Source organism: Pseudomonas sp. MPDS, from assembly GCF_013283895.1.
In the GTDB taxonomy this organism is placed as follows: Bacteria; Pseudomonadota; Gammaproteobacteria; order Pseudomonadales; family Pseudomonadaceae; genus Aquipseudomonas; species Aquipseudomonas rhizophila.
Map to the genome: position 1 here is coordinate 1,527,132 of NZ_CP054128.1, position 25,743 is coordinate 1,552,874.

The 25,743-nt window shown below is 60.6% G+C and carries 17 protein-coding genes and 1 pseudogene; 9 read left to right on the forward strand and 9 right to left on the reverse strand.

All coding sequences use genetic code 11. The annotated features are described in order from the left end of the window. The first annotated feature begins 73 nt into the window (after window positions 1–73). From HQ912_RS06660 to HQ912_RS06670, 3 genes are read left to right on the forward strand one after another with little or no spacing between them, the layout of a single operon-like run. Window positions 74–817, forward strand: coding sequence for a pilus assembly protein (locus tag HQ912_RS06660; protein WP_047228904.1), 744 nt, complete (start codon window positions 74–76; stop codon window positions 815–817). A 45-nt stretch (window positions 818–862) separates the two neighbouring features. Beyond that, the gene (locus tag HQ912_RS06665) at window positions 863–1,345 is read left to right on the forward strand and encodes a CS1 type fimbrial major subunit (protein ID WP_047228905.1); all 483 of its coding nucleotides are present in this window, start codon (window positions 863–865) and stop codon (window positions 1,343–1,345) included. A gap of 30 nt (window positions 1,346–1,375) precedes the next feature. After that, window positions 1,376–2,641: a hypothetical protein gene (locus HQ912_RS06670; protein ID WP_230682631.1), complete on the forward strand. Its 1,266-nt coding sequence runs from the start codon at window positions 1,376–1,378 to the stop codon at window positions 2,639–2,641. A gap of 34 nt (window positions 2,642–2,675) precedes the next feature. Here the strand turns inward: HQ912_RS06670 and HQ912_RS06675 are convergent, their stop codons facing one another. Together HQ912_RS06675 and HQ912_RS06680 are read right to left on the reverse strand one after the other, a co-directional pair. Next, window positions 2,676–5,783 carry a transglycosylase domain-containing protein gene (locus HQ912_RS06675; protein WP_076383644.1) on the reverse strand — a complete coding sequence of 1,036 codons (3,108 nt, stop codon included), beginning with the start codon at window positions 5,781–5,783 and terminating at the stop codon, window positions 2,676–2,678. A 244-nt stretch (window positions 5,784–6,027) separates the two neighbouring features. Next, window positions 6,028–6,486 (reverse strand): annotated as a pseudogene (locus HQ912_RS06680) (REP-associated tyrosine transposase). Window positions 6,487–7,072: 586 nt separating this feature from the next. On the opposite strand from HQ912_RS06680, the gene HQ912_RS06685 reads away from it, so the two are divergent. Next, window positions 7,073–8,494, forward strand: coding sequence for an amino acid permease (locus tag HQ912_RS06685; protein WP_047230406.1), 1,422 nt, complete (start codon window positions 7,073–7,075; stop codon window positions 8,492–8,494). Between the two features lie 108 nt (window positions 8,495–8,602). Here the strand turns inward: HQ912_RS06685 and HQ912_RS06690 are convergent, their stop codons facing one another. The 6 genes from HQ912_RS06690 to HQ912_RS06715 all read right to left on the reverse strand — a co-directional run bounded on the left by HQ912_RS06690 (window position 8,603) and on the right by HQ912_RS06715 (window position 18,786). After that, window positions 8,603–10,222, reverse strand: a complete 1,620-nt coding sequence (locus HQ912_RS06690; RefSeq protein WP_160893312.1) for an FMN-binding glutamate synthase family protein — start codon at window positions 10,220–10,222, stop codon at window positions 8,603–8,605. A gap of 195 nt (window positions 10,223–10,417) precedes the next feature. Next, window positions 10,418–11,824: an ATP-binding protein gene (locus HQ912_RS06695; protein ID WP_107321936.1), complete on the reverse strand. Its 1,407-nt coding sequence runs from the start codon at window positions 11,822–11,824 to the stop codon at window positions 10,418–10,420. Beyond that, on the reverse strand, window positions 11,817–13,622 hold the full coding sequence (locus HQ912_RS06700; protein ID WP_076383647.1) for a DAHL domain-containing protein: 1,806 nt from the start codon (window positions 13,620–13,622) through the stop codon (window positions 11,817–11,819). Before HQ912_RS06700 ends, HQ912_RS06695 begins: the two co-directional genes overlap by 8 nt. After that, window positions 13,619–14,578 (reverse strand): cytochrome-c peroxidase, encoded by a 960-nt coding sequence (locus HQ912_RS06705; protein ID WP_076383648.1) that lies wholly within the window; start codon window positions 14,576–14,578, stop codon window positions 13,619–13,621. Before HQ912_RS06705 ends, HQ912_RS06700 begins: the two co-directional genes overlap by 4 nt. Before the next feature lie 45 nt (window positions 14,579–14,623). Further along, a complete protein-coding gene (locus HQ912_RS06710; protein ID WP_076383649.1) occupies window positions 14,624–16,498 on the reverse strand; it encodes a putative bifunctional diguanylate cyclase/phosphodiesterase in 1,875 nt (624 codons plus the stop codon). Next, the gene (locus tag HQ912_RS06715) at window positions 16,495–18,786 is read right to left on the reverse strand and encodes an EAL domain-containing protein (RefSeq protein ID WP_173406596.1); all 2,292 of its coding nucleotides are present in this window, start codon (window positions 18,784–18,786) and stop codon (window positions 16,495–16,497) included. Before HQ912_RS06715 ends, HQ912_RS06710 begins: the two co-directional genes overlap by 4 nt. 229 nt (window positions 18,787–19,015) lie before the next feature. On the opposite strand from HQ912_RS06715, the gene HQ912_RS06720 reads away from it, so the two are divergent. From HQ912_RS06720 to HQ912_RS06735, 4 genes are all read left to right on the forward strand, one after another. After that, window positions 19,016–20,380: an HD domain-containing phosphohydrolase gene (locus HQ912_RS06720; RefSeq protein WP_047230399.1), complete on the forward strand. Its 1,365-nt coding sequence runs from the start codon at window positions 19,016–19,018 to the stop codon at window positions 20,378–20,380. A 165-nt stretch (window positions 20,381–20,545) separates the two neighbouring features. Further along, window positions 20,546–20,962, forward strand: coding sequence for an NUDIX hydrolase (locus HQ912_RS06725; RefSeq protein WP_047230398.1), 417 nt, complete (start codon window positions 20,546–20,548; stop codon window positions 20,960–20,962). Between the two features lie 24 nt (window positions 20,963–20,986). Beyond that, the gene (locus HQ912_RS06730; RefSeq protein ID WP_047230397.1) at window positions 20,987–21,625 is read left to right on the forward strand and encodes a LysE family translocator; all 639 of its coding nucleotides are present in this window, start codon (window positions 20,987–20,989) and stop codon (window positions 21,623–21,625) included. Continuing rightward, window positions 21,622–22,119 carry a GNAT family N-acetyltransferase gene (locus HQ912_RS06735; protein ID WP_160893302.1) on the forward strand — a complete coding sequence of 166 codons (498 nt, stop codon included), beginning with the start codon at window positions 21,622–21,624 and terminating at the stop codon, window positions 22,117–22,119. Before HQ912_RS06730 ends, HQ912_RS06735 begins: the two co-directional genes overlap by 4 nt. Window positions 22,120–22,349: 230 nt before the next feature. On the opposite strand, the gene metR is transcribed toward HQ912_RS06735, so the two are convergent. Beyond that, complete coding sequence (gene metR, locus HQ912_RS06740; protein ID WP_047230407.1) at window positions 22,350–23,267, reverse strand: transcriptional regulator MetR; 918 nt, start codon at window positions 23,265–23,267, stop codon at window positions 22,350–22,352. Window positions 23,268–23,374: 107 nt separating this feature from the next. Here metR and metE point away from each other — a divergent pair, with 107 nt between their 5' ends. Further along, on the forward strand, window positions 23,375–25,687 hold the full coding sequence (metE, locus tag HQ912_RS06745; RefSeq protein WP_173406597.1) for a 5-methyltetrahydropteroyltriglutamate--homocysteine S-methyltransferase: 2,313 nt from the start codon (window positions 23,375–23,377) through the stop codon (window positions 25,685–25,687). Window positions 25,688–25,743: the final 56 nt, after the last annotated feature.

Here is a 25,743-nt window from a genome sequence, read left to right on the forward strand (position 1 = left end):
GCCCTTCAACATTGCAAGCAGTGTTCCGTGAAACGGTCGCCATCGGCCGCCTTCCATTCATGAGGTTTTGGTAATGAAGCGCTTATTGGTTCTGTGTGGTTTGTCGCTGTTTTCGCTGATGGCCCAGGCCGGGCCGCAGATTAATGTCGGGGTGGTCTACGACTATCTCGAAGGCGACAAGAGCACCTACATGAAACGGATCTTCAACGGCGGAACGTCCACCGCATTCGTCAAGGTCGACATCCTCGAGATTCTTTACAGCGATGACGGCAGCTACCTGGAGGTGCCGCTGCAGGATCAGGACGGCGTACTCGCCAGGAATGGTCTGATGGCCAGCCCGGCGCGCCTGATCGTGCCGGCCAACGGCATGCAGGGCACGCGTTTGCTGTTCATGGGCGATCGCAGCAAAGAGCGGTACTTCCGGGTTCGCTTCGTACCGGTGGTGCCGGAGGCCGAGGACGAGTTCGCCGTCAGCACCGAGGAACGCGAGCAATACAAGAAGGAACGGATCGCCGCCGGGGTGAAGGTGCTGGCCGGCTTCGGCACGGTGTTTTTTGTCAGGCCCAAGGAGACCCGTTTCGAGACGGCCATCGATGACAGCGCCGATCGCTACCTGGTGCGCAACAACGGCAACAGCGTGGTGGTGATCGATGAGTTCAAGGATTGCGCTGCGCAAAAAGACAACGATTGCCGGCCGACCACCAAGCACCACGTCATGGCCGGTCGCACCTTTTCGTTCGACAAGGAGCCTGGGCGTGAGTACCGCTTCAGCCTGATCGAAGGTCGCGAGGAAAAAGCCATTGAGATCAAAGGCTGACGGTATGCCGTCACTGAACCGCCGTTGGCGCCACAGGTAATCATCATGTTCAAGACGCTGTTACGTACCCTCCTGTTCACCGCCTTGACGCTGCCGGGTTTGCCCGCGTGGGCAGCGCTGGAGCGGGAAACGTTCGAACTCTTCGTCACCATCCCGACGATCGACTTCCATGTGCTGCCGGTCGACCCGCAACTGGTCGAGCGTGAACAACCGATGCTGTTCAGCACCCTGACCTCCGGGCTCCTGCCGCTGCGGGCCAATTACGAAGTGAAGAACATCAACGGGGCCATTGGCGCCCGTCTGGGGCAAGAGGCTTACCTGTCCAATGGCCGTGAGCGCATCGACCTGCAGGTGACGTTCAACAACGTCCAACTGACCCTGGATTCGGCCCAGGTGGTCTCGGCCGCCGAGGCCCGGCCCGGTCGGCGTGTGGGGCTGGAAATCATCGCCGTCAAGACCGAGGAGGAGTATGCGCCTGGGGATTATTTCGGCACCGTGCACATGGTGTTCGATGCCATTGCGCCGTAGGGCAATTGCGGTTTATTGGAGTAAGTCGAAATGAGTCGTTCAAATATCTTCGAGCACGGTGTTTCGTTGTGCCGAGCAGTCACGGTTTTTGCCTTGTTGTTGACAGGCGTTCCGACGGCCAATGCGCTGACCCGGGAGATCACTGCAGTCTTCAGGCCGGACCCAGCTAAACCTCAAGAGAATAAATTTCGCAATACCACTCCGACCACGGGTTACTGCGCGTCATTTCCAAATCAATGCAAGACGATGTTCAGCATTCGCTTGCCTATCACTTTCAGTTCGACCCTTCCTATCGAAGCGAATCATGGGGACGCTCGGCAAGGTGCGATGTTCAAAGTGCCTGCCGGTTGGCGCTCGCTACAAGTAACCCATGCAAGTACGGGTGAAACTGAAGTCGTTGAAATACGTTTGTCCGGCATAGGTTCGGAATACCGACTTCCTGTTAACGCAGCCGACTTGGTCGGTGGAGGTGTTGACGCTTTAAAGGCTCATAACCTGTTATGGGGTTCTAGCTGGGTCAGTGCGCCCTCGCCATGTCGATTCGGCGGTAATGCACCTTATAACGTCAATTGGTACGGTTTTTTCTGGACCACCCCGGTAGAAGGTGTGTGCGCCAAAAGGGCTCGTTACTTGATCCCCAGCATGACTTACCGTTATCTGGATTTTGCCTACGAATTGCGTACCCCCAATCCCTTGACCATGTCGACCGGTCAATACACGGGCTCGCTGACTTATAGCGTTGGTCCGGGGCAGGACTTCGATATGGGCGATGTGATGATCCCGAATGATTCAATAATCGCGTTCAATTTCAAACTGGATGTCGAACACACCCTCAAGGTCGAAGTGCCTCCTGGCGGCAACAAGGTCGTGCTCGAACCTCAGGGCGGTTGGCAGGCCTGGTTGAGCCAGGGGCAAAAACCGACGCGGTTGTTTCGTGACCAGACCTTCCACATCTCAGCCTCGTCGCGTTTCAAGATGGGCCTGCAATGCCAGTTCGCCGGTTCGAGTGATAACACCTGCCTGCTCTGGGCACCCAGCTCCGGCCAGATGGTGCCGGTGAATATCAGTGTGACCCTGCCCAATGGCCTGACCGACGCTGGTGGCCAACCGGTCAACCGCCGTCGGCTCTATCTCGATGGAAGCGGCACCGAGTTGTTCCAGCCGGGGCATTACATCGAGCGCCGGTCGGGAACGATGCACTTTGAAGTCACCCGCAACCAGGTCGAGGAAATGCTGGCCGGCGATGCCAAGAGTTACATAGGCAATGTGACGGTGATCTGGGATTCGGAGGTCTAGCGGTCCACCATCGCTCCTAAGGGGTTGGATTGAGTCAATGGCGCGCCACCAACGGCTGGCACTGGGTATGGCTACCCGGTTGCAAGTACGGCGAGAGGAACGGCGCCATGCCCTTGAGCACCTGCACCGGCAAGGCCGAGGTGAATTTGAAGTTCTGCGCCGAAACCCCCGGCACATAGGCGGTGAGGGTGCCGAAATGGCTGTCGCCGATGTAGAACACAAAGGTCGCGGTGCGGTTGATCGACTTGGAACTGATGACCCGCCCGCCGGCGCCAACGGCTTCGATGCGATTGTCGCCGGTGCCGGTCTTGCCACCCATCGATAACGGCGTGCCATCGGCCAGGGTGAAACTGCCGGCCACCCGTTTCGCGGTGCCGGCATCGACCACCTGGGACAACGCACCGCGCAACGCCCGGGCCACTTCCACCGGCATCACGCGTTTGCCGTTATCCGGATCGCTGATCAGCCGTGTCTCATAAGGGGTATTGACGGCGAAGTCGAGGCTGTCGACGCGCAGCGCCGGGAGCCGGATGCCGTCGTTGAGGATGGTGCCCACCAGCTCCGCCAGCGCGGCGGGGCGGTCGCCGGAGCTGCCGATGGCGGTGGCCAGCGACGGCACCAGATGGTCGAACGGGTAGCCGACTTTCTGCCAGCGTTGGTGGATATCAAGGAAGGCCTCGACTTCCAGCATGGTGCGGATACGACTGTCGCGGGCGCTCTTGTGCCGGCTTTTGAATAGCCAGCTGTAGACCTCCTGGCGTTCGAACCGGCTGGCTTTGACGATCTGGCTGAACTTGGCATCAGGATTGTTCAGCAGATAACCCACCAGCCACAGGTCCAGCGGATGGACTTTGGCGATAAAACCCTGGTCGGGCAGGTCATAGTTGCCCGGGCCGTAGCTGCTGTAGAGCCGTTCCAGGCGTTCGTCGGTGAGCTTTTCGGCGCTCTTGGCCGACTTGAGGTGCGAACGCACAAAGTGGTTGAAGCTTTCCTGGCTGTCGCCGGGAAAGAAATAGCGGTGCACGGCGGCCAGGCGGATCGCCGTGGGGCGCATGCCGTCGAGGAAGGTTTCGAGACGCTGGCCGGTGTCCTTTTTCTGGTACTTCTTCCAGAACTTGAGCAGGAAGGTGGTGCCTTCGCGGTCGGCAAACTGGGCCAGGTACTCCTGGCGGCGCGGATTCTTGTCGTCCTTGAGCAGCTCCGAACTGTTGTCGGGACCCGCGTACGTGGCGTAGCGCACCAGGTCACGCATCAGGCGAATGAATGGCAGGTTGATCGACTCGCGCAGGGCGTCGCGCAAGGTAGGATTACGGCCGTTATCTTCCTTACGGAAATTATTGAAGGTGTGCAGCCCGCCGCCGGTGAAAAACGCCTCGCCGGGGCTGGCTGAATAGGTACGATCCAGCGCCGCCTCCAGCATCGTCGGCAGGTTGCGATCGCTGTGCTGGATCAGGTAGTCGACGGCCCAGCGGGAGAGGCGGTCCTGGTCGGCGATCTCGGCTTTTTTCAATGTTGCTGGGGTTTCGTGGGCATAACGTTCGTGCAGTTCGGCGATGATCTGCAGGTAGGTGGTGAGCACCCGTAACTTGGCGGTGGAGCCCAGTTCCAGTTTGCTGCCTTCGTTGATATCAAAGGGTTGGTCGGTGCTGTCGGTCTGCACGCGCACGCGCGAGCCGTCCGGGGTCAGCTCCAGCAGGGTGAAGCTGTAGCGCACCTGGGCGGTGCTGGTCGGCGTCAGAAGACGTTCGCCCATCAGGCCGATTTCGGCAGCGAACGCCGGGTCCGCCAAGCGCTTGAGGTAATCGGTGGCCTGGGTCTGCAAGTCGTTTTGCAAGGTGCTGGTGGCGGAGAGGTCCAGGCGATCGAGGTCGTAGAACGAGCGGTTGAGCAGCGTGGCCAGACGACTGCGGGCGGCGCTGATGCCCTTGTTGATTTCGTTGGGCTGAATGGTGGGTTGCTGCACCCAGTCGCGATAACTGACCTTGCTTGCCAGGGTCGCTTCGGCCAAGGAGGCGTCGATCACGCCGTTCTGGGCCAGCAGCCGGACGTGGCTGTCGGTCAGGCGCGCCAGTTCGTCCCGGCCTTTGGACAGGTAATAGGAGGGGCGGCGCTGGGCGATCATCAACGACAGCATTTCCCGCAGGGCCAGGCCTTTTTCCGCGAGGCTGGCGGGGTCTGTCGCGGTGCTGGACAAGCGTTCGTTGGCACGCTTGAAATCGGCGCCGTACCAGACCCGCAAACCTTCGGCCATGCCGTGGACTTCGCCATGCCCCGGTACGGCGGAGAGCGGCACGCTGTTGAGGTAGTCGCGAATGATTTTCTGCCGGGCCTCAAGGGTCTGCGGGCCCGCCTGATAGGCACGCACACTGGCGGAAATCATCTGGCGGATTTTCTCCGCTCCCGACCCGGTGAGGCCGTCGGCGGAGTGGCGGTACTTTTCCAGCTGCGTCGCCAGTGTACTGCCCCCGGCGGACTGCCCAGGCAGACTCAGGAGCTTGGCGACTTGTGACCACGCCGCCATGCCGAAGCGCGGCCAGTCCACCGCCGGGTTGGCCTGGGGGTGCTTGGGGTCGAGCAGAAAGCGGTTCTCGATGAACAACAGGCTTTGCACCACCACGGGGGGGATTGCCTCGAAGCTGGCGTACAGTTGCTGCGGGTACTTGAACTGGTACAGCGGCGCGACGCGGCAATCGGTGATCGTCAGGCCGGCCTGGATCTTTTCCGCATAAGGGGCAAACAGGCCCTTGTCGACGTAGTTCATCAAGGCCGGGGAGAAACGTGCCTGGGCCTGGATCACATAATCGCGCTTGAGCAACCGCGGCAGGAATTCATCCAGCGAGCTGTAACCCAACCGCCGGTCGAACGGACCTGCGCCAGGGTAGACGATGGCGTCGCTGGGCCCCGGTTGCACCGAATAGGTCAAAGACGCGGCGTACCGGCTTAGCTCCTGGGCTTGAAACCTGGACGTGCGCATTTCCTTGGCCACCGCCAGGCCGACCACCACCACGATAATCAACAGCAACAACCAGAACGCTCGCCAGCCATGCCCTGCGCGGCGTTTTTTTTGGGGTAAAGGTGCTTCTTCCATACGTTCAGTCGGGCCCACAGGTTTACTCGAATCGGTTTGCCATAACGCGCCCATAGTCGACTGATCCATTCACGCATTGATCGGGACTTGTTTGAAGCTTAGACGGTGGCGGCGCGGGCGGCGGGGAAATTGTGGACAAGCCAATGTCATAGGCCGCGCCGACGATCCTCTGTGGCGAGGGGATTTATCCCCGTTGGGCTGCGCAGCAGCCCTTCTGAAGCATTCTCGATCCTCATGATATTGCGACTGCTGCGCAGTCGAGCGGGGATAAATCCCCTCGCCACAGGTGGTGGGAGCTTCAAAGCCATTCAGTGTCCCATAGGGGGTAATCGCCTATGCGTTCCACCAGTCCTGCGCGAAGTGGATTGGCAATGATGTAGCGGGCGAAGGGGAGCAGGTCTTCGTTGTCACGGATCGCACGGTCGTGGAAGCCGCTTTGCCAGAGAGGGCCACAAGCCTCGGTTTTGCTGTTCACGCTATGGGCGCATCGAGCTTTCGTAGCGCCGATGACCCGGCTTAGTTGGTTATCGATGAGTTGCAGCAGCCAATGGAAATGATCCGGCATGACCACCCAGGCCAAGGATTTCACCTAGCCGGAATCATGAGCGCGTTTTAGTTCTGCGACCAACAGTCTTCCAACTTGCCAGTCGGCAAAAACCGGCCGCCGACGATGAATAACGGCAGTCACCAGATAGGCCCGTCCATGCTCCGAATAACGTCCTCGGCGCAAGAGATGGGAATTGGGTCGTGGATGCATTCCTTGCTTCCTTTGATAGAGGGGGTGAATGCAGCTTAGCCATGGCGCTGTCGTTTCGACGCTGAAACGGCTGAACGAATATTCCGAAACTTTCGTAGGTCCTGTGGCGAGGGGATTTATCCCCGCTCGACTGCGCAGCAGGCGCAAAGGTCGTGAGCATTGTCTGAGAGATTGAGGAAGCTTCTCAGAAGGGCTGCTGCGCAGCCCAGCGGGGATAAATCCCCTCGCCACAGGGGCTGTTCAGCCCAAGAACCCTGCGCTAGAGCCATCGGCATGTCCCCGGGCATGACGCTGCACCATCGCTGTGCAATACTCGGCGCCGTTTTACGAATTGACTGTAATCCCAGGCAATACGTCTCCATAGATGGGTATAGGGATGAGGTTTATCCCTGATTTTCCCTGGTTTTACAGTGAAACTCTCTGCCTCTGGCTTTTTATACTGCACGACCCGCTGATCCTGCGGCTTTTGTTCTACAGGACGGTCTGTCCACAAAACAGACCCGGTTTCGGCAAGGTGGCAGGCCTATCGGCTTGCGGCTTTGGAGACTCGGTGGTCAATCCAATAACAAAACGAGGTTGTATCCCTATGCCTGTCGGCAATCATCTGCCCCATGGCGAGACCGCTCAGGGTGGTCCGCTCAAACGTGAACTCGGCGAGCGGCATATCCGCCTGATGGCGCTCGGCGCTTGCATCGGTGTCGGGCTGTTCCTCGGCTCGGCTAAGGCCATCGAAATGGCCGGTCCGGCAATCATGCTGTCCTACATCATTGGTGGCCTGGCGATCCTGGTGATCATGCGTGCGCTCGGCGAGATGGCCGTGCACAACCCGGTGGCCGGCTCGTTCAGTCGTTATGCCCAGGACTACCTCGGGCCGCTGGCGGGCTTCCTGACCGGCTGGAACTACTGGTTCCTGTGGCTGGTTACCTGCGTGGCGGAAATCACCGCGGTGGCGGTGTACATGGGCATCTGGTTCCCCGACGTGCCCCGCTGGATCTGGGCCCTGGCGGCACTGATCAGCATGGGCTCGATCAATCTGATCGCGGTCAAGGCCTTCGGCGAATTCGAGTTCTGGTTCGCCTTGATCAAGATCGTCACCATCATCGCCATGGTCATCGGCGGCGTGGGCATCATCGCTTTCGGGTTCGGCAACGACGGCGTGGCCCTGGGTATTTCCAACCTCTGGACGCACGGCGGTTTCATGCCCAACGGCGTGCAGGGTGTGTTGATGTCCCTGCAAATGGTGATGTTCGCCTACCTGGGTGTGGAAATGATCGGCCTGACCGCCGGTGAGGCGAAGAACCCGCAGAAAACCATCCCTAACGCCATCGGTTCGGTGTTCTGGCGGATCCTGCTGTTCTACGTCGGCGCTCTGTTTGTGATCCTGTCGATCTACCCCTGGAACGAAATCGGCACCCAGGGCAGCCCGTTCGTGATGACCTTCGAGCGCCTGGGTATCAAGACCGCCGCCGGCATCATCAACTTCGTGGTGATCACTGCGGCGCTGTCGTCCTGCAACGGCGGTATCTTCAGCACCGGGCGCATGCTCTACAGCCTGGCGCAGAACGGCCAGGCCCCGGCTGGTTTCGCCACCACCTCGGCCAACGGCGTGCCGCGCCGCGCGTTGCTGCTGTCCATCGCCGCGCTGCTGCTGGGCGTGCTGCTCAACTACCTGGTGCCGGAAAAAGTCTTTGTCTGGGTGACCTCCATCGCCACCTTCGGTGCGATCTGGACCTGGGTGATGATCCTGCTGGCCCAGCTCAAATTCCGTAAAAGCCTGAGCGCTTCGGAACGTGCGGCCCTGAAATACCGCATGTGGTTGTACCCGGTCAGTTCGTATTTGGCGCTGGCGTTCCTGGTGCTGGTGGTGGGCCTGATGGCCTACTTCCCCGACACCCGTGTGGCCCTCTACGTGGGCCCGGCGTTCCTGGTGCTGCTGACGGTGTTGTTTTATACCTTCAAGTTGCAGCCCACGGGTGATGTGCAGGGGTCGATGGATACCGCTTCATAAATTGCCGGCAATAAAACGAAAAGCCCCGGTCGAATGATCGGGGCTTTTTCTCAAGGGGATACCCCTCGTACCGTGGAGGATCCTGTCTCATGCCTGATGGCACTGCCGTCAAGCGGCGGCGACTTCCTGCGGCTCAAAACTGTCCGCCCGCGCCATCTGCCACATCCGCGAATAAAACTCCCCATTGACCTCACCCGTCAGCAATTCCCCCGGTTTCAAGAACACATGCAACTGGGAAAACAGCTTGATTTCAGTGGCGGACATGCGGCGGACCAGATGTTTGGGTTGCAGTTGTGAAGGATGGTCGAGGCCGGCGGCGGCGAGCATTTCGGCCAGGGCCTTGAGGGTGTTGCGGTGGAAGTTGTAGACCCGCTGGGCCTTGTCCGGCACAACCAGGGCGCGCTGGCGCAGGGTGTCCTGGGTGGCGACGCCGGTAGGGCATTTGTTGGTATGACAGCTTTGGGACTGGATGCAGCCGATGGCGAACATGAAGCCCCGCGCGGCGTTGGCCCAGTCGGCACCGATGGCCAGGACGCTGGCGATGTCGAAGGCGCTGACGATCTTGCCGCTGGCGCCGAGCTTGATTTTGTCCCGCAGGTTCAGGCCCACCAAGGTGTTGTGGACAAACAGCAGGCCCTCGCGCAACGGCACGCCAATGTGGTCGGTGAATTCCACTGGCGCTGCACCCGTGCCACCTTCCTTGCCGTCCACCACGATGAAGTCGGGCAGGATGCCGGTTTCCAGCATGGCCTTGGCGATGCCCATGAACTCCCAGGGGTGGCCCAGGCAGAACTTGAAACCCACTGGTTTGCCACCGGACAGTTCGCGCAATTGCTGGACGAACTGCATCAGTTCGATCGGTGTGGAGAAAGCACTGTGGCGTGACGGTGAAACGCAGTCCTCGCCCATGAGGATGCCACGGGTTTCGGCGATTTCCCGGGTGACCTTGTGCTTGGGCAGAATTCCGCCATGGCCGGGCTTGGCGCCCTGGCTCATCTTGATTTCAATCATCCGCACCTGCGGGTTTTGCGCTTGGGCGGCGAAGCGCTCCGGGTCGAAGCGACCTTCACGGGTGCGACAGCCGAAATAGCCGCTGCCCAGTTCCCAGGTCAGGTCGCCGCCGTGTTCGCGGTGATAAGGGCTGATGCTGCCTTCGCCCGTGTCGTGGGCGAAATTGCCGAGCTTGGCGCCCTGGTTCAACGCCCGAATGGCGTTGGCGCTCAGGGAACCGAAGCTCATGGCGGAGATGTTGAACACCGACGCTGAATACGGTTGGGTGCATTGCGGTCCGCCGACCGTCACGCGAAAACCGCTGGGGTCGCTTAACGGAGCCGGGCGCATGGAATGGCCGATGAATTCGAAACCGGTCTGATAAACATCGATCAGGGTGCCGAACGGTTTGTCGGCGCTTTCGTTCTTGGCCCGGGAGTACACCAGGGAACGCTGTGCGCGCGAGAAGGGCAGGGCGTCGCTGTCGGATTCGAGCAGGTACTGACGAATTTCCGGGCGGATGCCTTCGACCAGATAGCGGATATTACCCAGGATCGGGTAGTTGCGACGCACGGCATGGCGGTTCTGCAGCAGGTCGAACAGTCCCAGCAGACTTAACAGACCTGTCACCAGCGTGATCGGCCAGAGCCAGTCGTGTTGCAGAAACGGTAGGCTGGCGAGGGTGAAAACTACGCAGCCGGCAAAGAAGGCGTAACGGCTCAGTAAAGACAGGCTCATGCGGTTTCCTTCGGGTGAGCGATGGGGTGGGGCGGTGCAGGCATTCTGCGCTGGCAGCGAAAGGGCGGGCAACTGTGGCGAGGGGATTTATGCTCGCTGGGGTGGGGGCAACCCCTGCTCGCTAAACAGGCGCCTCGGTTTCTGAAGACCGATCGCCTCCATCGCGGGCAAGCCTTGCTCCCACACAGCGCGATCTCAGCTCGCCTGTTTCATCTGCCGCACCGGCAACTCCACGCGGAAGGTAGTTCCCACCCCGACCTCGCTGCGCACTGTGATCTCGCCGTTGTGTTTTTTCACGATGCCGTAGGACAGTGAAAGTCCCAGTCCCGTGCCCTGGCCGACAGGTTTGGTGGTGAAGAACGGGTCGAAGATTTTTTGCAGTGTCTCAGGCGGCATGCCCGAGCCGTTGTCGGCGACTTCGATCCACACGGTGTCTTCTTCAATGCCGTTGCGCAAGGTGATGGTGCCACGCTCGGGGCCGATGGCCTGGGCGGCGTTGACGATGAGGTTCATGATCACCTGGTTGATCTGCGACGGCAGGCATTCGACTTCCGGCAACGGGCTGTATTGCTTGATCACGTCGGCCTTGTACTTGATTTCATTGGCGACGATGTTCAGCGTCGAATCCAGGCCTTGTTGCAAGTTGGCCATCTGCCATTCCTGGTTGGAGTCGACGCGGGAGAAGTCCTTGAGGTCCTTGACGATCTGCCCGACCCGACTGATGCCGTCCTTGGACTCTTTGATCAGCAGTGGAATGTCCTCGACGAGGAAGTCCAGCTCCACCTGCTCGCGCAGCTTTCTCAGATTCACTACCAGTTCCGGCGAAGAAATGGCTTGCTCGGCACTGTCATAGGCCTGGAGCATCTCCTGGAGTTTGCCAAAGTAGCCATCCAGGGCCCCCAGATTGGAAGAAATGAAACCGATCGGGTTGTTGATTTCGTGAGCGACCCCGGCGGCCAACTGGCCCAGCGAGGCGAGTTTTTCCGACTGGACCAACTGGCTTTCCAGCATCTTGCGTTCGTCGATTTCCATCTGCAGCAAAGAACTGGCCTGTTTGAACGCCTGGGTCCGCTGCTCCACCAGCTCCTCGAGTTTGCTCATCTGCAATTGCGCGCGGGAAGTCATTTCCCACTTGGTGGTCAGGGTGTTGGCCATTTGCTGGACTTCGATGTTGTCGAAGGGTTTCTTCAGAATCAGCAACCGGTCATGGCCATTGAGGCGGTCCAGCAGTTCGTCCCAGGAATAGTCCGAGTAGGCGGTGCAGACCACCACTTGCAACAGTGGGTCGTGCTTCCAGAGTTCCTCGATGGTTTTGGCGCCATCCCAGCCCTCGGGCATGCGCATGTCGACAAAGGCCAATGCATAAGGGTGCTCCGTTGCCAGCGCTTGCAGCAGTTTGTTCAGACCTTCCTGGCCGCCGTAGGCCGAGTCGAGTTCGAATACGGTGCCGGCCGGTTTCGGTGCGTCGCCGAACAAGGCGTTTTCCATGTCCAGTAGATCGACATTGACCTGATCCTCCGGCGTGAGGATTTTGCGGAAATCGTCATGGATGGCCGGTGTATCGTCGATCAACAGGATGCGGCGGTTGCTCAGATTATTCATGCTCACCTTCTGCGAGTTTCAAGGGCAGTTGCAACACGAACGTTGCTCCTGTGCCTGGTCCCTCACTGTGAGCGGTGAGGTGGCCGTTCATCTCAATGGCCGCGAGCGCGCAACTGTGCAAACCGAACCCGTGGCCTTCCTTACGGGTGGTAAAACCATGGGCGAAGATACGCGTCATGTTTTCCGCCGGGATGCCTTCGCCTTCATCCTTGACACTGATCTGCAGGGTATCGTCATTGATCACCGTGGCCTTGAGGGTCATGTTCCGTGCGTGGTTGGAAACCCCCGCCATGGCGTATTTGGCGTTGCTGATCAGGTTGATCAGAATCAGCAGCAAGCGGTGTTTGTCGCCCAGGATCCGCGGCACGTCGCCGTATTCCTTGAGCACCGTCACGTGGTGTCGGGTCAGGGCGCCGGAGTTCATGCGCAGGGCGTCTTCGAGCAGTTCGCTGACCACCAAAGGCTCCACCAGGCTGTTGGCGCCGGCATAGGATTGCTGGGTGGAGACAATATCCTTGATGTGATCCACGCTCTTGCTCAACTGGGCCAACTCGTCGGTAAGGCCTTGCTGTTCGACCGCGATGGCCTCCACCAACTGGTTCAGATAGCCGGGCAACAGCTTGCCTTTTTCGTCTTCGGTAAGGAAGTGCCCCAGGTCGTGGGGGTGTTCATTGATCAGTTGCATCGCCTTGCCCAGTCCCAGGGCCTTGCTGCTGCGCAGTTTACGGCTGATCAGGTCGGCGGAGATGTTCACACTGTTGAGCACGTTGCCAACGTTGTGCAGCACGTTGGTGGCGATTTCCGCCATGCCGGCCTGACGGGCGGTGTCCATCAGTTCGCTCTGGGTGTCCTTGAGTTGGCGGGTGCGCTCTTCGACCCTTAGCTCCAGCTCGTCGTTGGCGGTTTGCAGGGCGTTGTTGGCGCGTTTGGTTTCGGCGAAGCTGCGCATCAGCCGGATGGCCAGCCAGATCAGGATCAACACCAGGAACGTGGCGAAAACCAGCAGAAGAATATGGTTGCGCTGATGCCTGGCGGCAGCTTTCTCCTGGTCTTTGTCCAGTAGGCTGGTGATGGTGTCCAGTCGGCCGGCCACGGGAACGGCTTCGATTCCCTGCAAGAGGTCATTGACCCTGGGTTGTTCGCGCAAGATCAGCGCGATGTGCCTGCTCAGGATATCGACGGATTTTTGCAGGCCTTCCGGCAGACGCTCCTTGTTGACGTCCAGCCGATTCAGGCCTAGCAGCACTTCGGCGGCTTGCTCACGGGTGGCCAGATGGGCGAACTCCATGGAACTGAGCAACAGGTCGTAGGTATCGATGGCAACGTTTTGCAGCTGCAGTTTGTCGGCGTCCGAAAGCTGGGCGAACTGGGCCTGGATGTCATCTTCGGCGGTGGGCAGGAAGGCGAGGGAATTGCGCAGTACCGCATTGTGGGATTTGAATCTTTCCACCAGGCGGGTTTTCTCCTTCACCGCCTTGAGGTATTCGTCGCGCTCCTGTTCCCAGCTTGACGGTGCGTGGCGAGCCGGTTCCGATTCGATGGCGTTGAGGCGCTGCCACAGACGTGCCATCTCATTGAGGGGCGAAACTAGGGGGTCATAGTTTTGGCTCAAAGCCATCCGGGATTTAAGGACTTCGTTGTCCCAGATGGCGTCCTGCTGTTTGAGCAGGCGGATCAGGTCCCGAGATTCAATGTACGAGGCGGCCTGCTGTGCACTCGACTGGATGTACATGAACAGCAGGATCGACACCAGCAAGAGGCCGACGAATGCCAGACCGAGGCGACGCAGGGCGGTCATAGCGGCTTGCCCTCCCGTTCGCCGGTGAGGGTCTTGAGGAATTCGACGATCAGTTCCGTGTCGTTCTTCAAGGGTTCACGGCCCAACTGGTACTTGAACATCACTTCCACCGCGTTCTCCAGGGTAGGCGCTGACCCGGCGTGAAAGTACGGGGCGGTGATGGCGACGTTACGCAGACTCGGCACCTTGAAAACCTGGCGGTCAGCCTCGTCGCCAGTGACGTTGAAGCGGCCCTCGTCGGCCCGGGTAGGGTTGCCCCGGTCCTGGATGTAGTCGCCCATCACGCCGAATTTCTGGAACATGTTGCCGCCGATGTTCACGCCCTGGTGGCAGGCGATGCAGCCGTATTCCTTGAAGCGCTGGTAACCGAACTTTTCCCGGGGTGTGAGGATGTCGGTGTTGCCCAGCAGGTACTGGTCGAAACGTGAATTTGGGGTCAGCAGGGTGCGTTCATAGTCGGCCAGGGCACCCTGGATGTTGGCCTGGGTCACGCCGTCGGGGTAGGCATCGTTAAAATCCCGGGCGTAGTCCGGGTCCTGGCCGATGCGCTTGAGCACCGTTTCCCAGGTACTGCCCATTTCCGCAGGGCTGGTCACGACGATGTGCACCTGTTCTTCCAGAGTGTCGACGCGGCCGTCCCAGAACTGATGGAAGTTCAGGCTGGCGTTGAACACCGTGGGTGTATTGAACTCCACTGGTTTACCGTCGAAGCCCAGGGAAAACTGTTTGTCGTCGGCGCCACCCTTGTCCAGGCGATGGCAACTGGCACAGGACAGGGTGTTGTTGACCGACAGCCGCGGGTCGTTGAAAAGCCGCAGGCCCAACTGGACGCGCTTGGGGTCCAGGGTCGGAATGGGGGGCAGCGGTTTGAGCGGTTCATCCAACGGCTCGGCGTGAACGGTCACGCTCAATCCCACCAGCAGGCCGAGGGCCAGAATCAGTCCATGTGACGCCATGGGATGCTTTCCTTGAAACTTTTGGTTGATGGAACTCAGGTGTGTTCACGCAAACGGGTTGTGGCGTTGTTCCCACTCGCTCATCCACAGGGCAAAGGCCTGTGGCTCCACGGCCTTGCTGAAGTAGTACCCCTGGGCTTCCTCGCACTGGTGAGCCTTGAGGAACTCCAGTTGCTCAAGGGTTTCCACGCCTTCGGCAATGATGTGCAGGTTCAGGCTCTTGCCCAGGCTGATGATGGTGCTCACCAGCTTTGCGTCATTACTGTCGATGCTCAGGTCGCCGACGAACGACTGATCGATCTTCAACACATCCACCGGAAATTTCTGCAGGTAGCTCAGGCTCGAGTAGCCGGTGCCGAAATCGTCGATGGCCAGCCGTATTCCCAGGCGTTTGACGGCCTTGAGGATGGCGACGGTGGTGTCGACGTTCTGCATCAGCACGCTTTCGGTGATCTCCAGTTCTAACTGTGTCGGGTCGAGACCGGTTTCCTTGAGGGTCCGGGCGATGCCTTCGACGAAACCGCGCTGGCGAAAATCGATGGTGGAGACGTTCACCGACAGGTAGAGCGGGCGCATGCCATCGGCTTGCCAGCGACAGGCCTGCTGGCAGGCTTCCTGGAGCACCCATTGGCTCAGCGGGACGATCAGGCCGCTGTCTTCGGCCACGGGGATGAAGTCCGATGGATAGATCAAGCCGATGTCAGGCCGGTTCCAGCGCACCAGCGCTTCGGCGCCGACCACTTTGCCACTCCTCAAATCGATCTTGGGCTGGTAGTGCAGCACGAACTCCTTGCGTTGCAAGGCCAGGCGCAGGCCCGATTCGATGGTTTGCTGCTGTCGCGCCCGACGGTTCATGTCTTCAGTGAAAAAACGGTAGTCGTTGGGGCCGGTTTCCTTGACGTTGCGCATCGCCGTTTCGGCTTTTTTGATCAACGCCACGGCATCGAAACCGTCGGCCGGATACATGCTGATGCCCAGGCTTGCGGTAACGGTCAGGTCGTGTCCGTCGATGGGGTGGGGCGTGCTGATGGCCGTCAGCAGTTTGTCGGCCACGCCTTTGGTCTGTTGCGAGTCGGTGATGTCTCCCAGTATCACCACGAACTCATCGGAGCCGTAGCGAAACACCGAGTCGGATTCACGCACCACCGTTGCCAGCGCCCGGGCCACCCGCTTGAGCATTTCGTCGCCCACCGGGTGCCCCAGTGCGTTATTGATACGCTTGAAACGGTCCATGCCGATGAACATCACCGCCAGTTGCCGGTCGTGGCGACGGCACTGGGCCATGGCCTGGGTCAGGCGATCACCGAGCAACATGCTGTTGGGTAACTCGGTGAGTACGTCGTATTGCAGCAAGTGGGAGACTTTCAGCAACTCCTGGACCCGTTCCTCGATGGTGCGCTCCAGACTGCGCATTTTTCTCGCCGCATCCTGGGCCAGTTGCCATTTCCAGGTCATGGCACTGGCCATCTGGCGGATTTCCAGGGTGTCGAAGGGTTTCTTCAGGATCAGCAACTGATCGTCGAACTCGATGCGTTCGGACATGGTTTCCCAGGAATAATCCGAAAACGCCGTGCACAGCGCGATTTGCAGCCGTGGGTCGGCCTCCCACAAACGCTCGATGGTTTGCAGGCCGTCCCAGCCCGGCGGCATGCGCATGTCGGCGAACACCAGCGCATAGGGCTGGCCTTCGGCCTGGGCGCGCTTGACCAGTTCCAACGCCTCTTCGCCCTGATAGGCCGAATCGATCTGAAATTGCAGACGGCTGACCTGGGGTGTGCCAAACAGCAGGCTTTCAGTGTCGTCCAGCGAGTCGTCGCTACCGGCGCCCGGGCTGAGGATCTTGCGGAAGTCCTGGTGGATCGCCGGCGTGTCGTCCACCACCAGGATTCGCCTGTTCGCCGGCACCGACATGGGGTTCATGGGTTGCTCTCCGATAACTGGCTGGCAGGCCGGGTCCAATGGTCCGTCACGGGAACGATGGTGCCGGCCTTGAGCAGTTCGCTGGCTTGCCCACTGTCTACGGCAGTGCTGAAGTAATGCCCCTGGGCCTGCATCGACCCGCCGCTGGACATCAGCGTGGTGCGTTGCTCCTGTGTTTCGACGCCCTCGGCAATGATCCCGATGCCCACATCCCGGGCGAAATTGATGATCGCTCGCAGCGTCATTGCGTTCTCGGGGTCGGCGTTGGCGCTGTCGAGAAACCGTTGGGCGAGCTTGAGATGGTTGACCCGGTAGGTCTTGAGGTAATCGAACGAGGAGTACTCGGTGCCGAAATCATCGATGGCAATTTGTACGCCCAGTTCGCACAGACGTGGCAGCACGTCGTTGTGGGTCCACTTGGTTTGCGCCAGGGTGGCTTCGGTGACATCAAAGCGCAGGTCCCAAGGGGCCAGTTCCCAGCGGGCGGTGGTACGTAGCACGTCATAGATCAGCTCGGGACCGGTCTTGAGTTGCGTCAGGGACAGGTCGATGGCGATCACCGGGGGCGCCATGCCCTGGTCACGCCACTGGCGCATCTGTTGACAGGCCTGGTCCAGCACCCAATGCCCCAGGCCAACGATGATCCCGGTCTTCTCGGCGGCCGGCATGAACGATGCCGGCTCCAGCCAGCCGCGCTCAGGGTGGTTCCAGCGCACTTGCACGCCCATGCCCAGGATTTTGCCGGTGCCCAGGTCGACCTCCGGCAGGTAGTGCAAATGCAGCTCGTTGTTTTCGATGGCCTGGCGCAGGTCATTGGCCAGGGCGACGCGGTCGGTGACTTCCTGATTAATCTCCTCGCTATGGAAATGGTACTGGTTGCGGCCCTTTTCCTTGGACCGGTACAAGGCCATGTCGGACTGTGCCATCAGGCTGTCGGCGCTTTGGCTCTGGGAGGAATACAGGCTGATGCCGATGCTCACGGAGATCCGCACTTCGTTGCCGTCCAGGGAATAGGGCGCCACCAGGGCATCCCGGATCTTGGCGGCCAGTGCGGCGCAATGGGTCGCTTCGTGGACATCCAGTTGCAGGATGGCGAACTCGTCGCCACCCAGGCGCGCTACCACGTCGTTTTCCCGGGTACAGCCCTTGATGCGTGCGGCGACCTCCTGCAGCAGCAGGTCGCCGATCGGGTGACCCAGGGTGTCGTTGATCCGCTTGAAATGGTCCAGGTCCAGGTAAAACATCGCAAACGGTGCCGCCCCCCGGCGAGCCGCGGCAAAGGCTTGATGCAGGCGCTCGATCATGGTGGCGCGGTTGGCCAGCCCGGTCAGGCCGTCGGTGCGGGCCAGCAGGGCGATTTTCTCCTCGGCCAGCTTGCGTTCGGTGATGTCAAGAATGATGCCTTCCACTTCCAGCAGCAGGCCCTGTTCGTTGCGCACCGGAATGTAGCGGTTTTCCACCCAGCGGAACGCGCCGTCGCCCGTGCGCATGCGGAACTCGATGGACGCCCCCGCTGTGTCGCGGTTCAAGACGCGGACCATGGCGTCGTCGATCTTGCTTTGGTCGTCGGGATGGATCAGGGTTTGCGCCCAGTCCGGCGAGTTGACCAGTTGCGCCGCCGCGTGGCCGAACTTGGTGATGTTGTGGGAAATGTACATCAGCGCGAACGGCGGCTCGCCACGCAGGCGGTACAGGATGGTCGGGCTGTTCTGCACGATGATGTTGGCGTCGGCCAGCTCCCGCGTGCGCTCCTGCACCGCGCGTTCGAGCATGTCCATTTTCAGCGCCGCGTCTTCGGTCATCTGCCATTTGACGGTCAGGGTACTGGCCATCTGGCGGATCTCGATGGCATCGAAGGGTTTTTTCAGGATGAGCAGGCGGTCGCCCAGTTCGAGGCGCTCGGCGATGTCTTCCCAGGAATAATCCGAATAGGCGGTGCACAGCGCCACTTGCAGCTTGGGGTCGACGCGCCATAGCCGTTCGATGGTTTCAAGGCCGTCCCAGCCAGGGGGCATACGCATGTCGATGAACGCCATGGCGTAGGGTTTGCCCTCGGCCAAGGCAGATTCGACCTTGTTCAGGGCTTCCATGCCCTGGAAGGCCGAATCGAGCACGAAACTCTGGCTGGCAACCGCCACAGGCGCGCCGAACAGGGCTGCTTCAGCGCTGCTCAGGCTGTCCTCGGGGGTAGCATGGGGGCTGAGGATCTTACGAAAATCCTCGTGGATCGTCGGAGTGTCATCGACGATCAGGATCCGCCGGTTGGCCCTTTCCGTCGGCAGGCTCATGGCCGTGCACCGTCGCGATGCTGACTGTTGAACCGTGGATACATCTGATATCCCTTCCGTTGGCATGAGTATTCTGGCCTGTACTTGGCCCTTCATGGTCTACAGCATAGCTGTCTCATTGAGATGCGCTCGGCCGGTCAAGGCAAAATCGTGTCTAAATTCACGCAATCTACTAGCCTCTAATTCGGGGGTAGCGTAGAACAGGTGTCGTTAACAGGAGGGGGGTCCAATGGAAGATCAATCGCAGGATGTACCGGTCAGGAAGCCGACGGTACTGTTGGTCGATGATGAAGAGTCGATTCTCAATAGCCTGCGTCGGTTATTGCGCAGCCAGCCGTACGAAATCCTGCTGGCTGACAGTGGCGCCAAAGCCCTGGAAATCCTCAAGGAGCGGCCGGTCGATCTGGTCATGACCGATGCCCGCATGCCCAACATGGACGGCGCCACTTTGTTGGCGCAGATTCGCAAGCTTTATCCATCGACCTTGCGCATCCTGCTCACCGGTTATGCCGATGTGGACATGATGACCAAGGCCATCAACGAGGGGCAGTTGTATCGCTACCTCAGCAAACCCTGGAACGACGAGGAACTGGTGCAGGCCCTGCGTCAGGCCCTGGCGCACCAGCACTCCGAAAGCGAGCGCCAGCGCCTCGAAGCGCTGAACCGTGAACAGAACGAACAGCTGCGGATACTCAACACCACCCTGGAAAAACGCGTGGCGTCGCGCACCGCCGAGCTGCAGCAGACCGCCGACATGCTCGACCTGGCCTATGACGAGCTCAAGCGCAGCTATGTGACCGGCACCGAAGTGTTTTCGCTGATCGCCAACCTGCGCCTGCCCAAGGCCAAGCAGACCAACCGGCAGATCATCGAGCTGATCCGGGTCTACAGCAGGCTGCACTTTCTGGACGAGTCCACCGACCGCGACCTGACCATGGCCGCGGCGCTCTACAACATCGGCAAACTGAGCTGGACCGACAACATGATGGTCACGCCCGCCGACATGCTGCACCACACCGAGCTTGATCTCTACCGGGCCTATCCGAAGCAGAGCGAGTCGCTGCTGATGACCCTGGACCCGATGAAAGACGCCGCGCGCATCATCCTCCATCACCAGGAACGTTGGGACGGCAGCGGTTTTCCCGACCATCTGCGAGGCGAGGCCATTCCGTTCGGTTCGCGACTGTTGAAACTGGCGGTGGACTTCATCGAACTGCAGCGCGGGTTGATCCTGGAGCGGCAGATGAACAGCGACGAGGCGCTGGTCTACATCCGCAAATACGCCGGCAAACTGTACGACCCGGGCATGGTGGAGGACTTCATCAAGGCGTGTGGTGAATACCTGGACGACGTGACCTTGTCGGATCCGACGGTGCAGGTCATGACAACCCGCGACCTGACGGCCGGCATGATCCTGGCGCGCAACCTCAACGCCGACAACGGCATGCTGTTGCTCAACGCCGGCAAGGTGCTGAGCGCGCCTCTGGTGGAAAAGCTCATTGCTTTCGAAGCGATGGAAGGGGCGCGCTACAGCGTGTTCGTCAAAATCCCCGAAGAGGCAGACCCTTCGGTGCCGAAGCCGATGTTGGGGTGATGCAGATCTGACTGAGAGTACAGTCATCCTGTGGGAGCGAGCTTGGCTCCCACAAAAACTGCTCCCACAGTGGTTTTGTGTGGCGTCTGAAGGTGGCGCCGGGCTTTGCTCCCATCGCTGCGCTCTGTACCCTTGCGAGCATTTTTCTGCCCAGGGCATTTCATCATGACCACTCCCATCATCCGCATCGCCGCCGCTCTGTTGATCGGACCGGACGGCCGGACCTTACTGGTGCGCAAGCGCGGCACCCAGGCCTTCATGCAGCCGGGCGGCAAGATCGAGGCCCATGAGCAACCGGTCCAGGCCCTGGCCCGTGAGCTGGACGAAGAGCTTGGGCTGACGATTGATCCGGCACAGGCCCGTTACCTGGGGGCGTTCAGTGCCCCGGCCGCCAACGAGCCGGGTTTTGTCGTGCAGGCTGACGTTTTTTTACTGAGCATCGATGCGCCGGTTTCTCCCGCCGCCGAGATTGAAGAAGTGCGCTGGATCGACCCGGCCAGTGACAGCGATCTGCTGCTGGCGCCGTTGACAGGCGAGGTGATCCTGCCGTTTTATCGAGCCAGCCTTCTCGAGACGTGCTGACCCCAGACTCAAGGACTGACGCCCATGATTCCATTGCCGGACCTGCTGATTTTCGCCGCCGCCGCGTTGCTGATGGTGCTCACGCCCGGCCCGAACATGATCTACCTGATTTCCCGTTCGATCTGCCAGGGCCGCAAGGCCGGCGTCACCTCCCTGCTGGGGGTGGTGGCGGGCTTCTTCGTGCACATGTTTGCCGCGGCGGCGGGGCTGACGGCGGTGTTCCTGGCGGTGCCCATGGCCTATGAGGTGTTGAAATGGGCCGGCGCGCTGTACCTGTTGTGGCTGGCCTGGCAGGCAGTCAAGCCCGGCGCACGTTCGCCGTTCCAGGCCCAGCAACTGCCGGCGGACTCGACGCGCAAGCTGATCACCATGGGGTTCCTCACCAGTGCCCTGAATCCAAAGATTGCAGTGTTTTACCTGTCGGTGTTCCCGCAGTTCATCAGTCCGGAACACGGCTCGTTGTTCACCCAGAGCATCATCCTCGGGCTGACCCAGATCAGCGTCAGTTTCAGCGTCAACCTGCTGATTGCCTTGTTCGCCGCCGGCATTGCCTCCTGGTTCGTCCATAACCCCACCTGGTTGGCGGCGCAGCGCTACTTCATGGGGTTTGTGCTCGGCGCGCTGGCGTTGCGCCTGATGCTTGAACAACGGCGTTCGGCGTGAGCATTCGACGGCTTGCAGCGGGTGATGCCCAGGCGTATCGCGACCTGATGCTCCAGGCCTACGCGCTTCATCCCCAAGCTTTCACCTCCAGCGTCAGCGAGCGAGCGGCGATGCCCATGAGGTGGTGGGAATCACGTCTGAGCAGTCGGCTGGATGTGTTGTTGGGGGCGTTTGTCGAGCATGAACTGGTGGGCATTGTCGGGCTGTCCCTGGAGCCGCGGGAAAAAGCCCGGCACAAGGCCACGTTGTTCGGCATGTACGTCGCTGACTCTCATCGCCACGCTGGCCTCGGCTACCAACTGGTGCAGGCGACACTCGAAGAAGCCCGACGCCATTCGTTTTTACGGCTGGTGCAACTGACCGTCACCGCCGGCAACGATCCTGCCGTCAGGCTCTACCAGCGCTGCGGTTTCGTGCTGTACGGCCTGGAGCCGATGGCGATACGGGTGGACGAGGACTACCTCGACAAGATCCATATGTGGCTAGAGCTCTAAACCTACCGCCATCCTCTGTCCGGGGGCGGCTTCTATGGCGTGCCAACCAACCCCCCTGTGGGGCGAGCTGAACTTGCGATAGCGGCTGCACATCCACCATCACTGTTGGCTGACATACCGCCATCGCGAGCAGGCTCGCTCCCACAGGGGATTTGTGCCGTAAACACTATCGATGCCACCCAACAAATCCCTGTGGGAGCGAGCCTGCTCGCGATGGGCGCGACTCGGTATTACCGAACGGCACTCACCCCATCCAACGTCGAAAACGAAGTGTCCTTGGCCGTCAGCAGAAAGTCGCGCATGTAGGGCGCATCGAGCATGTCGGTGCGCACGGCGGCATACAGCGTGGCGAACAAACCTTTCTCTCCCAGCCGCTTGGCCTTCACGTAGCCCCGCGAGCTGTATTCATGCAGTGCCCAATGGGGCATGCCGCAGACGCCACGACCGCTGGCCACCAGTTGCATCATCATCACCGTCAGTTCAGACGTGCGCACCTGGGCCGGTTCGATGTCGGCCGGTTCCAGGAAACGGGTGAAGATGTCCAGGCGATCGCGCTCCACCGGGTAGGTGATCAGGGTTTCGCTGACCAGGTCTTCGGGCACGATGTAGGGTTTGTTCGCCAGTCGGTGCTGGTTGGCTACGGCGAGCATCGCTTCGTAGGTGAACAGCGGCACGTAGGTGATGCCCGCCAGTTCCAGCGGGTCGGAGGTCACCACCAGGTCCAGGTCGCCCCGGGCCAGGGCCGGCAGTGGGGCGAAGGCGAAGCCCGAGGCCAGGTCCAGCTCGACTTCCGGCCAGGCGTCGCGGAACTGGTCGATGGTGGGCATCAGCCACTGAAAGCAACTGTGGCACTCGATGGCCATGTGCAAGCGCCCGGCGGTGCCTCCGGCCAACCGACCGATGTCCCGCTCGGCGCTGCGCAGCAACGGCAGGGTGGCGTCGGCCAGTTGCAGCAGGCGCAGGCCGGCACTGGTGAAACGCACCGGTTTGGTCTTGCGCACGAATAACTGCATGCCCAAGCGTTCTTCCAGTTCCTTGAACTGGTGGGAAAGGGCGGACTGGGTCAGGTGCAGGCGTTCGGCGGCTTCGACCAGGCTATCGGCTTCGCGCAGGGCATGCAGAGTCTTGAGGTGGCGGATTTCAAGCACCGTGGGCTCCATGAGTAAAACTCGTGATCAACACGAAAAGGTTGAGTTTGTCTCATGTGGGGCTGGCTGTCGACAATGGCGCCATCTTTTACAGGAGGACACACACCATGGCCCTGGCCCACACCTTAGGTTTTCCCCGCATCGGCGCCGACCGCGAACTGAAAAAAGCCCTCGAAGCCTACTGGAAGGGCGACCTGGCACCGGCCGCGCTGCAAGCGGTGGGCCGTGAATTGCGGGCCCGGCACTGGCAACTGCAGAAAGAGGCCGGCATCGACCTGCTGCCGGTCGGTGATTTCGCCTGGTACGACCAGGTGCTCAGCCACACTTTGACCCTGGGTGCCGTCCCGTCGCGATTCCACAACACCCTCGACGCCCAGGCCAAGCCGACCCTCGACACCCTGTTCGCCATGGCCCGAGGCGCCACCGCTGCCTGCTGCGGAGCTGATCACGGGCAAGCCCAATACGCTCAGGAACTGACCAAGTGGTTCGACACCAACTACCACTATCTGGTCCCGGAGTTTTCCGCCGACCAGCGCTTCGCCCTGAGTTGGGAGCAACTGTTCGAAGAAGTGGACGAGGCCCATGCCCTGGGACATCAGGTCAAACCGGTGATCATCGGCCCTTTGACGTATCTGTGGCTGGGCAAGGCCAAGGGCGAGGACTTCGACAAGCTCGACCTGCTTGAACGTCTGTTGCCGGTCTACGGTGAAATCCTCAATCGCCTCAAGGCCCAGGGCGTGGAATGGGTGCAGATCGACGAGCCGATCCTCACCCTCGACCTGCCCCTGGCCTGGAAAAGCGCGTTCGAGCGGGCTTATCACATCCTTCAGTATTCGCCGTTGAAAAAGCTGGTGGCGACCTATTTCAGTGGTCTGGAAGACAACCTCGGCCTGGCGGTGAGCCTGCCGGTGGACGGTTTGCACATCGACGCGGTACGGGCGCCGGAACAACTGGGTCAGGTGCTCGATCGACTGCCGACCTACAAAATCCTGTCGGTGGGGTTGGTCAATGGCCGCAACGTCTGGCGCTGTGAACTGGAACAGGCCCTGGCGCAATTGCAGCCGGCCCAGGAGCGTTTTGGCGACAACCTCTGGGTCAGCACTTCTTGCTCACTGTTGCACAGCCCCGTGGACCTGGAGCGTGAAGACCGACTGGACCCTGAACTCAAGAGCTGGCTGGCCTTTGCCGTGCAGAAATGCGGTGAAGTGGCGGTACTGCGCGATGCGCTCAACGATCCCCAGGCACCCGGTGTGCAACACGCCTTGGCCGACAGCCGTGACGTGCATGCTCGTCGTGCCGGCTCGACACGCATTCACAAAGCCGAGGTTCAGGCCCGCCTCGCCGCGATACGACCACAGGACAGCCAGCGGCGCTCGCCGTTTGCCCAGCGCATGGAGCAGCAGCGCGCCCGTCTGAAACTGCCGGCCTTTCCCACCACCACCATTGGTTCATTCCCGCAGACTCCGGCGATTCGCCTGGCGCGCCAGGCCTACAAGCAAGACAAGCTGTCGGCCAACGATTATCAGGACGCCATGCACACTGAGATCCGCCATGCCGTGCAGATCCAGGAACGCCTGGGCCTGGATGTGCTGGTACATGGCGAAGCCGAACGCAACGACATGGTGGAATATTTCGCCGAGCAACTGGACGGCTACGCCTTCACCCGTTTCGGCTGGGTCCAGAGCTACGGTTCGCGTTGTGTGAAGCCGGCAATCATCTACGGCGACATCAGCCGGCCGAAAGCGATGACCGTCGACTGGATCCGCTACGCCCAAAGCCTGACCGACAAGGTGATGAAGGGCATGCTCACCGGCCCCGTGACCATGCTGATGTGGTCGTTCCCTCGCGAGGACGTCTCGCGTCAGGTCCAGGCGCAACAACTGGCCCTGGCCCTGCGTGACGAAGTGCAGGACCTGGAAAAGGCCGGGATCAAAATCGTGCAGATCGACGAAGCTGCATTCCGCGAAGGCCTGCCCCTGCGACGCGGGCAATGGCAGGCGTACCTGGACTGGGCCGTGGAGGCCTTCCGCTTGAGCGCATCGGGTGTAAGCGACGAAACCCAGATCCACACCCACATGTGCTACAGCGAATTCAATGATGTGATCAAGGCCATCGCCGACATGGACGCCGATGTCATCACTATTGAAACCTCGCGTTCGGACATGGAGTTGCTGGAGGCTTTCGAAGCGTTCGAGTATCCCAACGATATCGGCCCGGGTGTCTACGACATCCACTCGCCACGGGTGCCGGACACGGCCGAGATGGTGGCGTTGATGAGCAAGGCGGTGAAGCGGATTGCGGCGGACCGGCTGTGGGTCAACCCCGATTGCGGCCTGAAGACCCGGGCGTGGCCGGAGACAGAGGCGGCGCTGGTGAACATGGTGGCGGCGGCGCGGCAGTTGCGCAGTCAGTTGGCCTGAAGCCCGAATACTCTTACAGGTCAGGGGGAGTGCTCTGCTTTGCTTCATTTGACCGG

What these genes read in the sequence shown, in the direction of transcription:
- HQ912_RS06675 (WP_076383644.1), bottom strand. Translation starts at nt 5,783, where the DNA reads ATGGGCGCGTTATGGCAAACCGATTCGAGTAAACCTGTGGGCCCGACT.
- HQ912_RS06730 (WP_047230397.1), top strand. Translation starts at nt 20,987, where the DNA reads ATGATTCCATTGCCGGACCTGCTGATTTTCGCCGCCGCCGCGTTGCTG.
- HQ912_RS06670 (WP_230682631.1), top strand. Translation starts at nt 1,376, where the DNA reads ATGAGTCGTTCAAATATCTTCGAGCACGGTGTTTCGTTGTGCCGAGCA.
- HQ912_RS06705 (WP_076383648.1), bottom strand. Translation starts at nt 14,578, where the DNA reads ATGGCGTCACATGGACTGATTCTGGCCCTCGGCCTGCTGGTGGGATTG.
- HQ912_RS06715 (WP_173406596.1), bottom strand. Translation starts at nt 18,786, where the DNA reads ATGAGCCTGCCGACGGAAAGGGCCAACCGGCGGATCCTGATCGTCGAT.
- HQ912_RS06695 (WP_107321936.1), bottom strand. Translation starts at nt 11,824, where the DNA reads ATGAATAATCTGAGCAACCGCCGCATCCTGTTGATCGACGATACACCG.
- HQ912_RS06700 (WP_076383647.1), bottom strand. Translation starts at nt 13,622, where the DNA reads ATGACCGCCCTGCGTCGCCTCGGTCTGGCATTCGTCGGCCTCTTGCTG.
- HQ912_RS06665 (WP_047228905.1), top strand. Translation starts at nt 863, where the DNA reads ATGTTCAAGACGCTGTTACGTACCCTCCTGTTCACCGCCTTGACGCTG.
- metE (WP_173406597.1), top strand. Translation starts at nt 23,375, where the DNA reads ATGGCCCTGGCCCACACCTTAGGTTTTCCCCGCATCGGCGCCGACCGC.
- HQ912_RS06710 (WP_076383649.1), bottom strand. Translation starts at nt 16,498, where the DNA reads ATGAACCCCATGTCGGTGCCGGCGAACAGGCGAATCCTGGTGGTGGAC.
- HQ912_RS06660 (WP_047228904.1), top strand. Translation starts at nt 74, where the DNA reads ATGAAGCGCTTATTGGTTCTGTGTGGTTTGTCGCTGTTTTCGCTGATG.
- HQ912_RS06685 (WP_047230406.1), top strand. Translation starts at nt 7,073, where the DNA reads ATGCCTGTCGGCAATCATCTGCCCCATGGCGAGACCGCTCAGGGTGGT.
- HQ912_RS06725 (WP_047230398.1), top strand. Translation starts at nt 20,546, where the DNA reads ATGACCACTCCCATCATCCGCATCGCCGCCGCTCTGTTGATCGGACCG.
- HQ912_RS06690 (WP_160893312.1), bottom strand. Translation starts at nt 10,222, where the DNA reads ATGAGCCTGTCTTTACTGAGCCGTTACGCCTTCTTTGCCGGCTGCGTA.
- HQ912_RS06720 (WP_047230399.1), top strand. Translation starts at nt 19,016, where the DNA reads ATGGAAGATCAATCGCAGGATGTACCGGTCAGGAAGCCGACGGTACTG.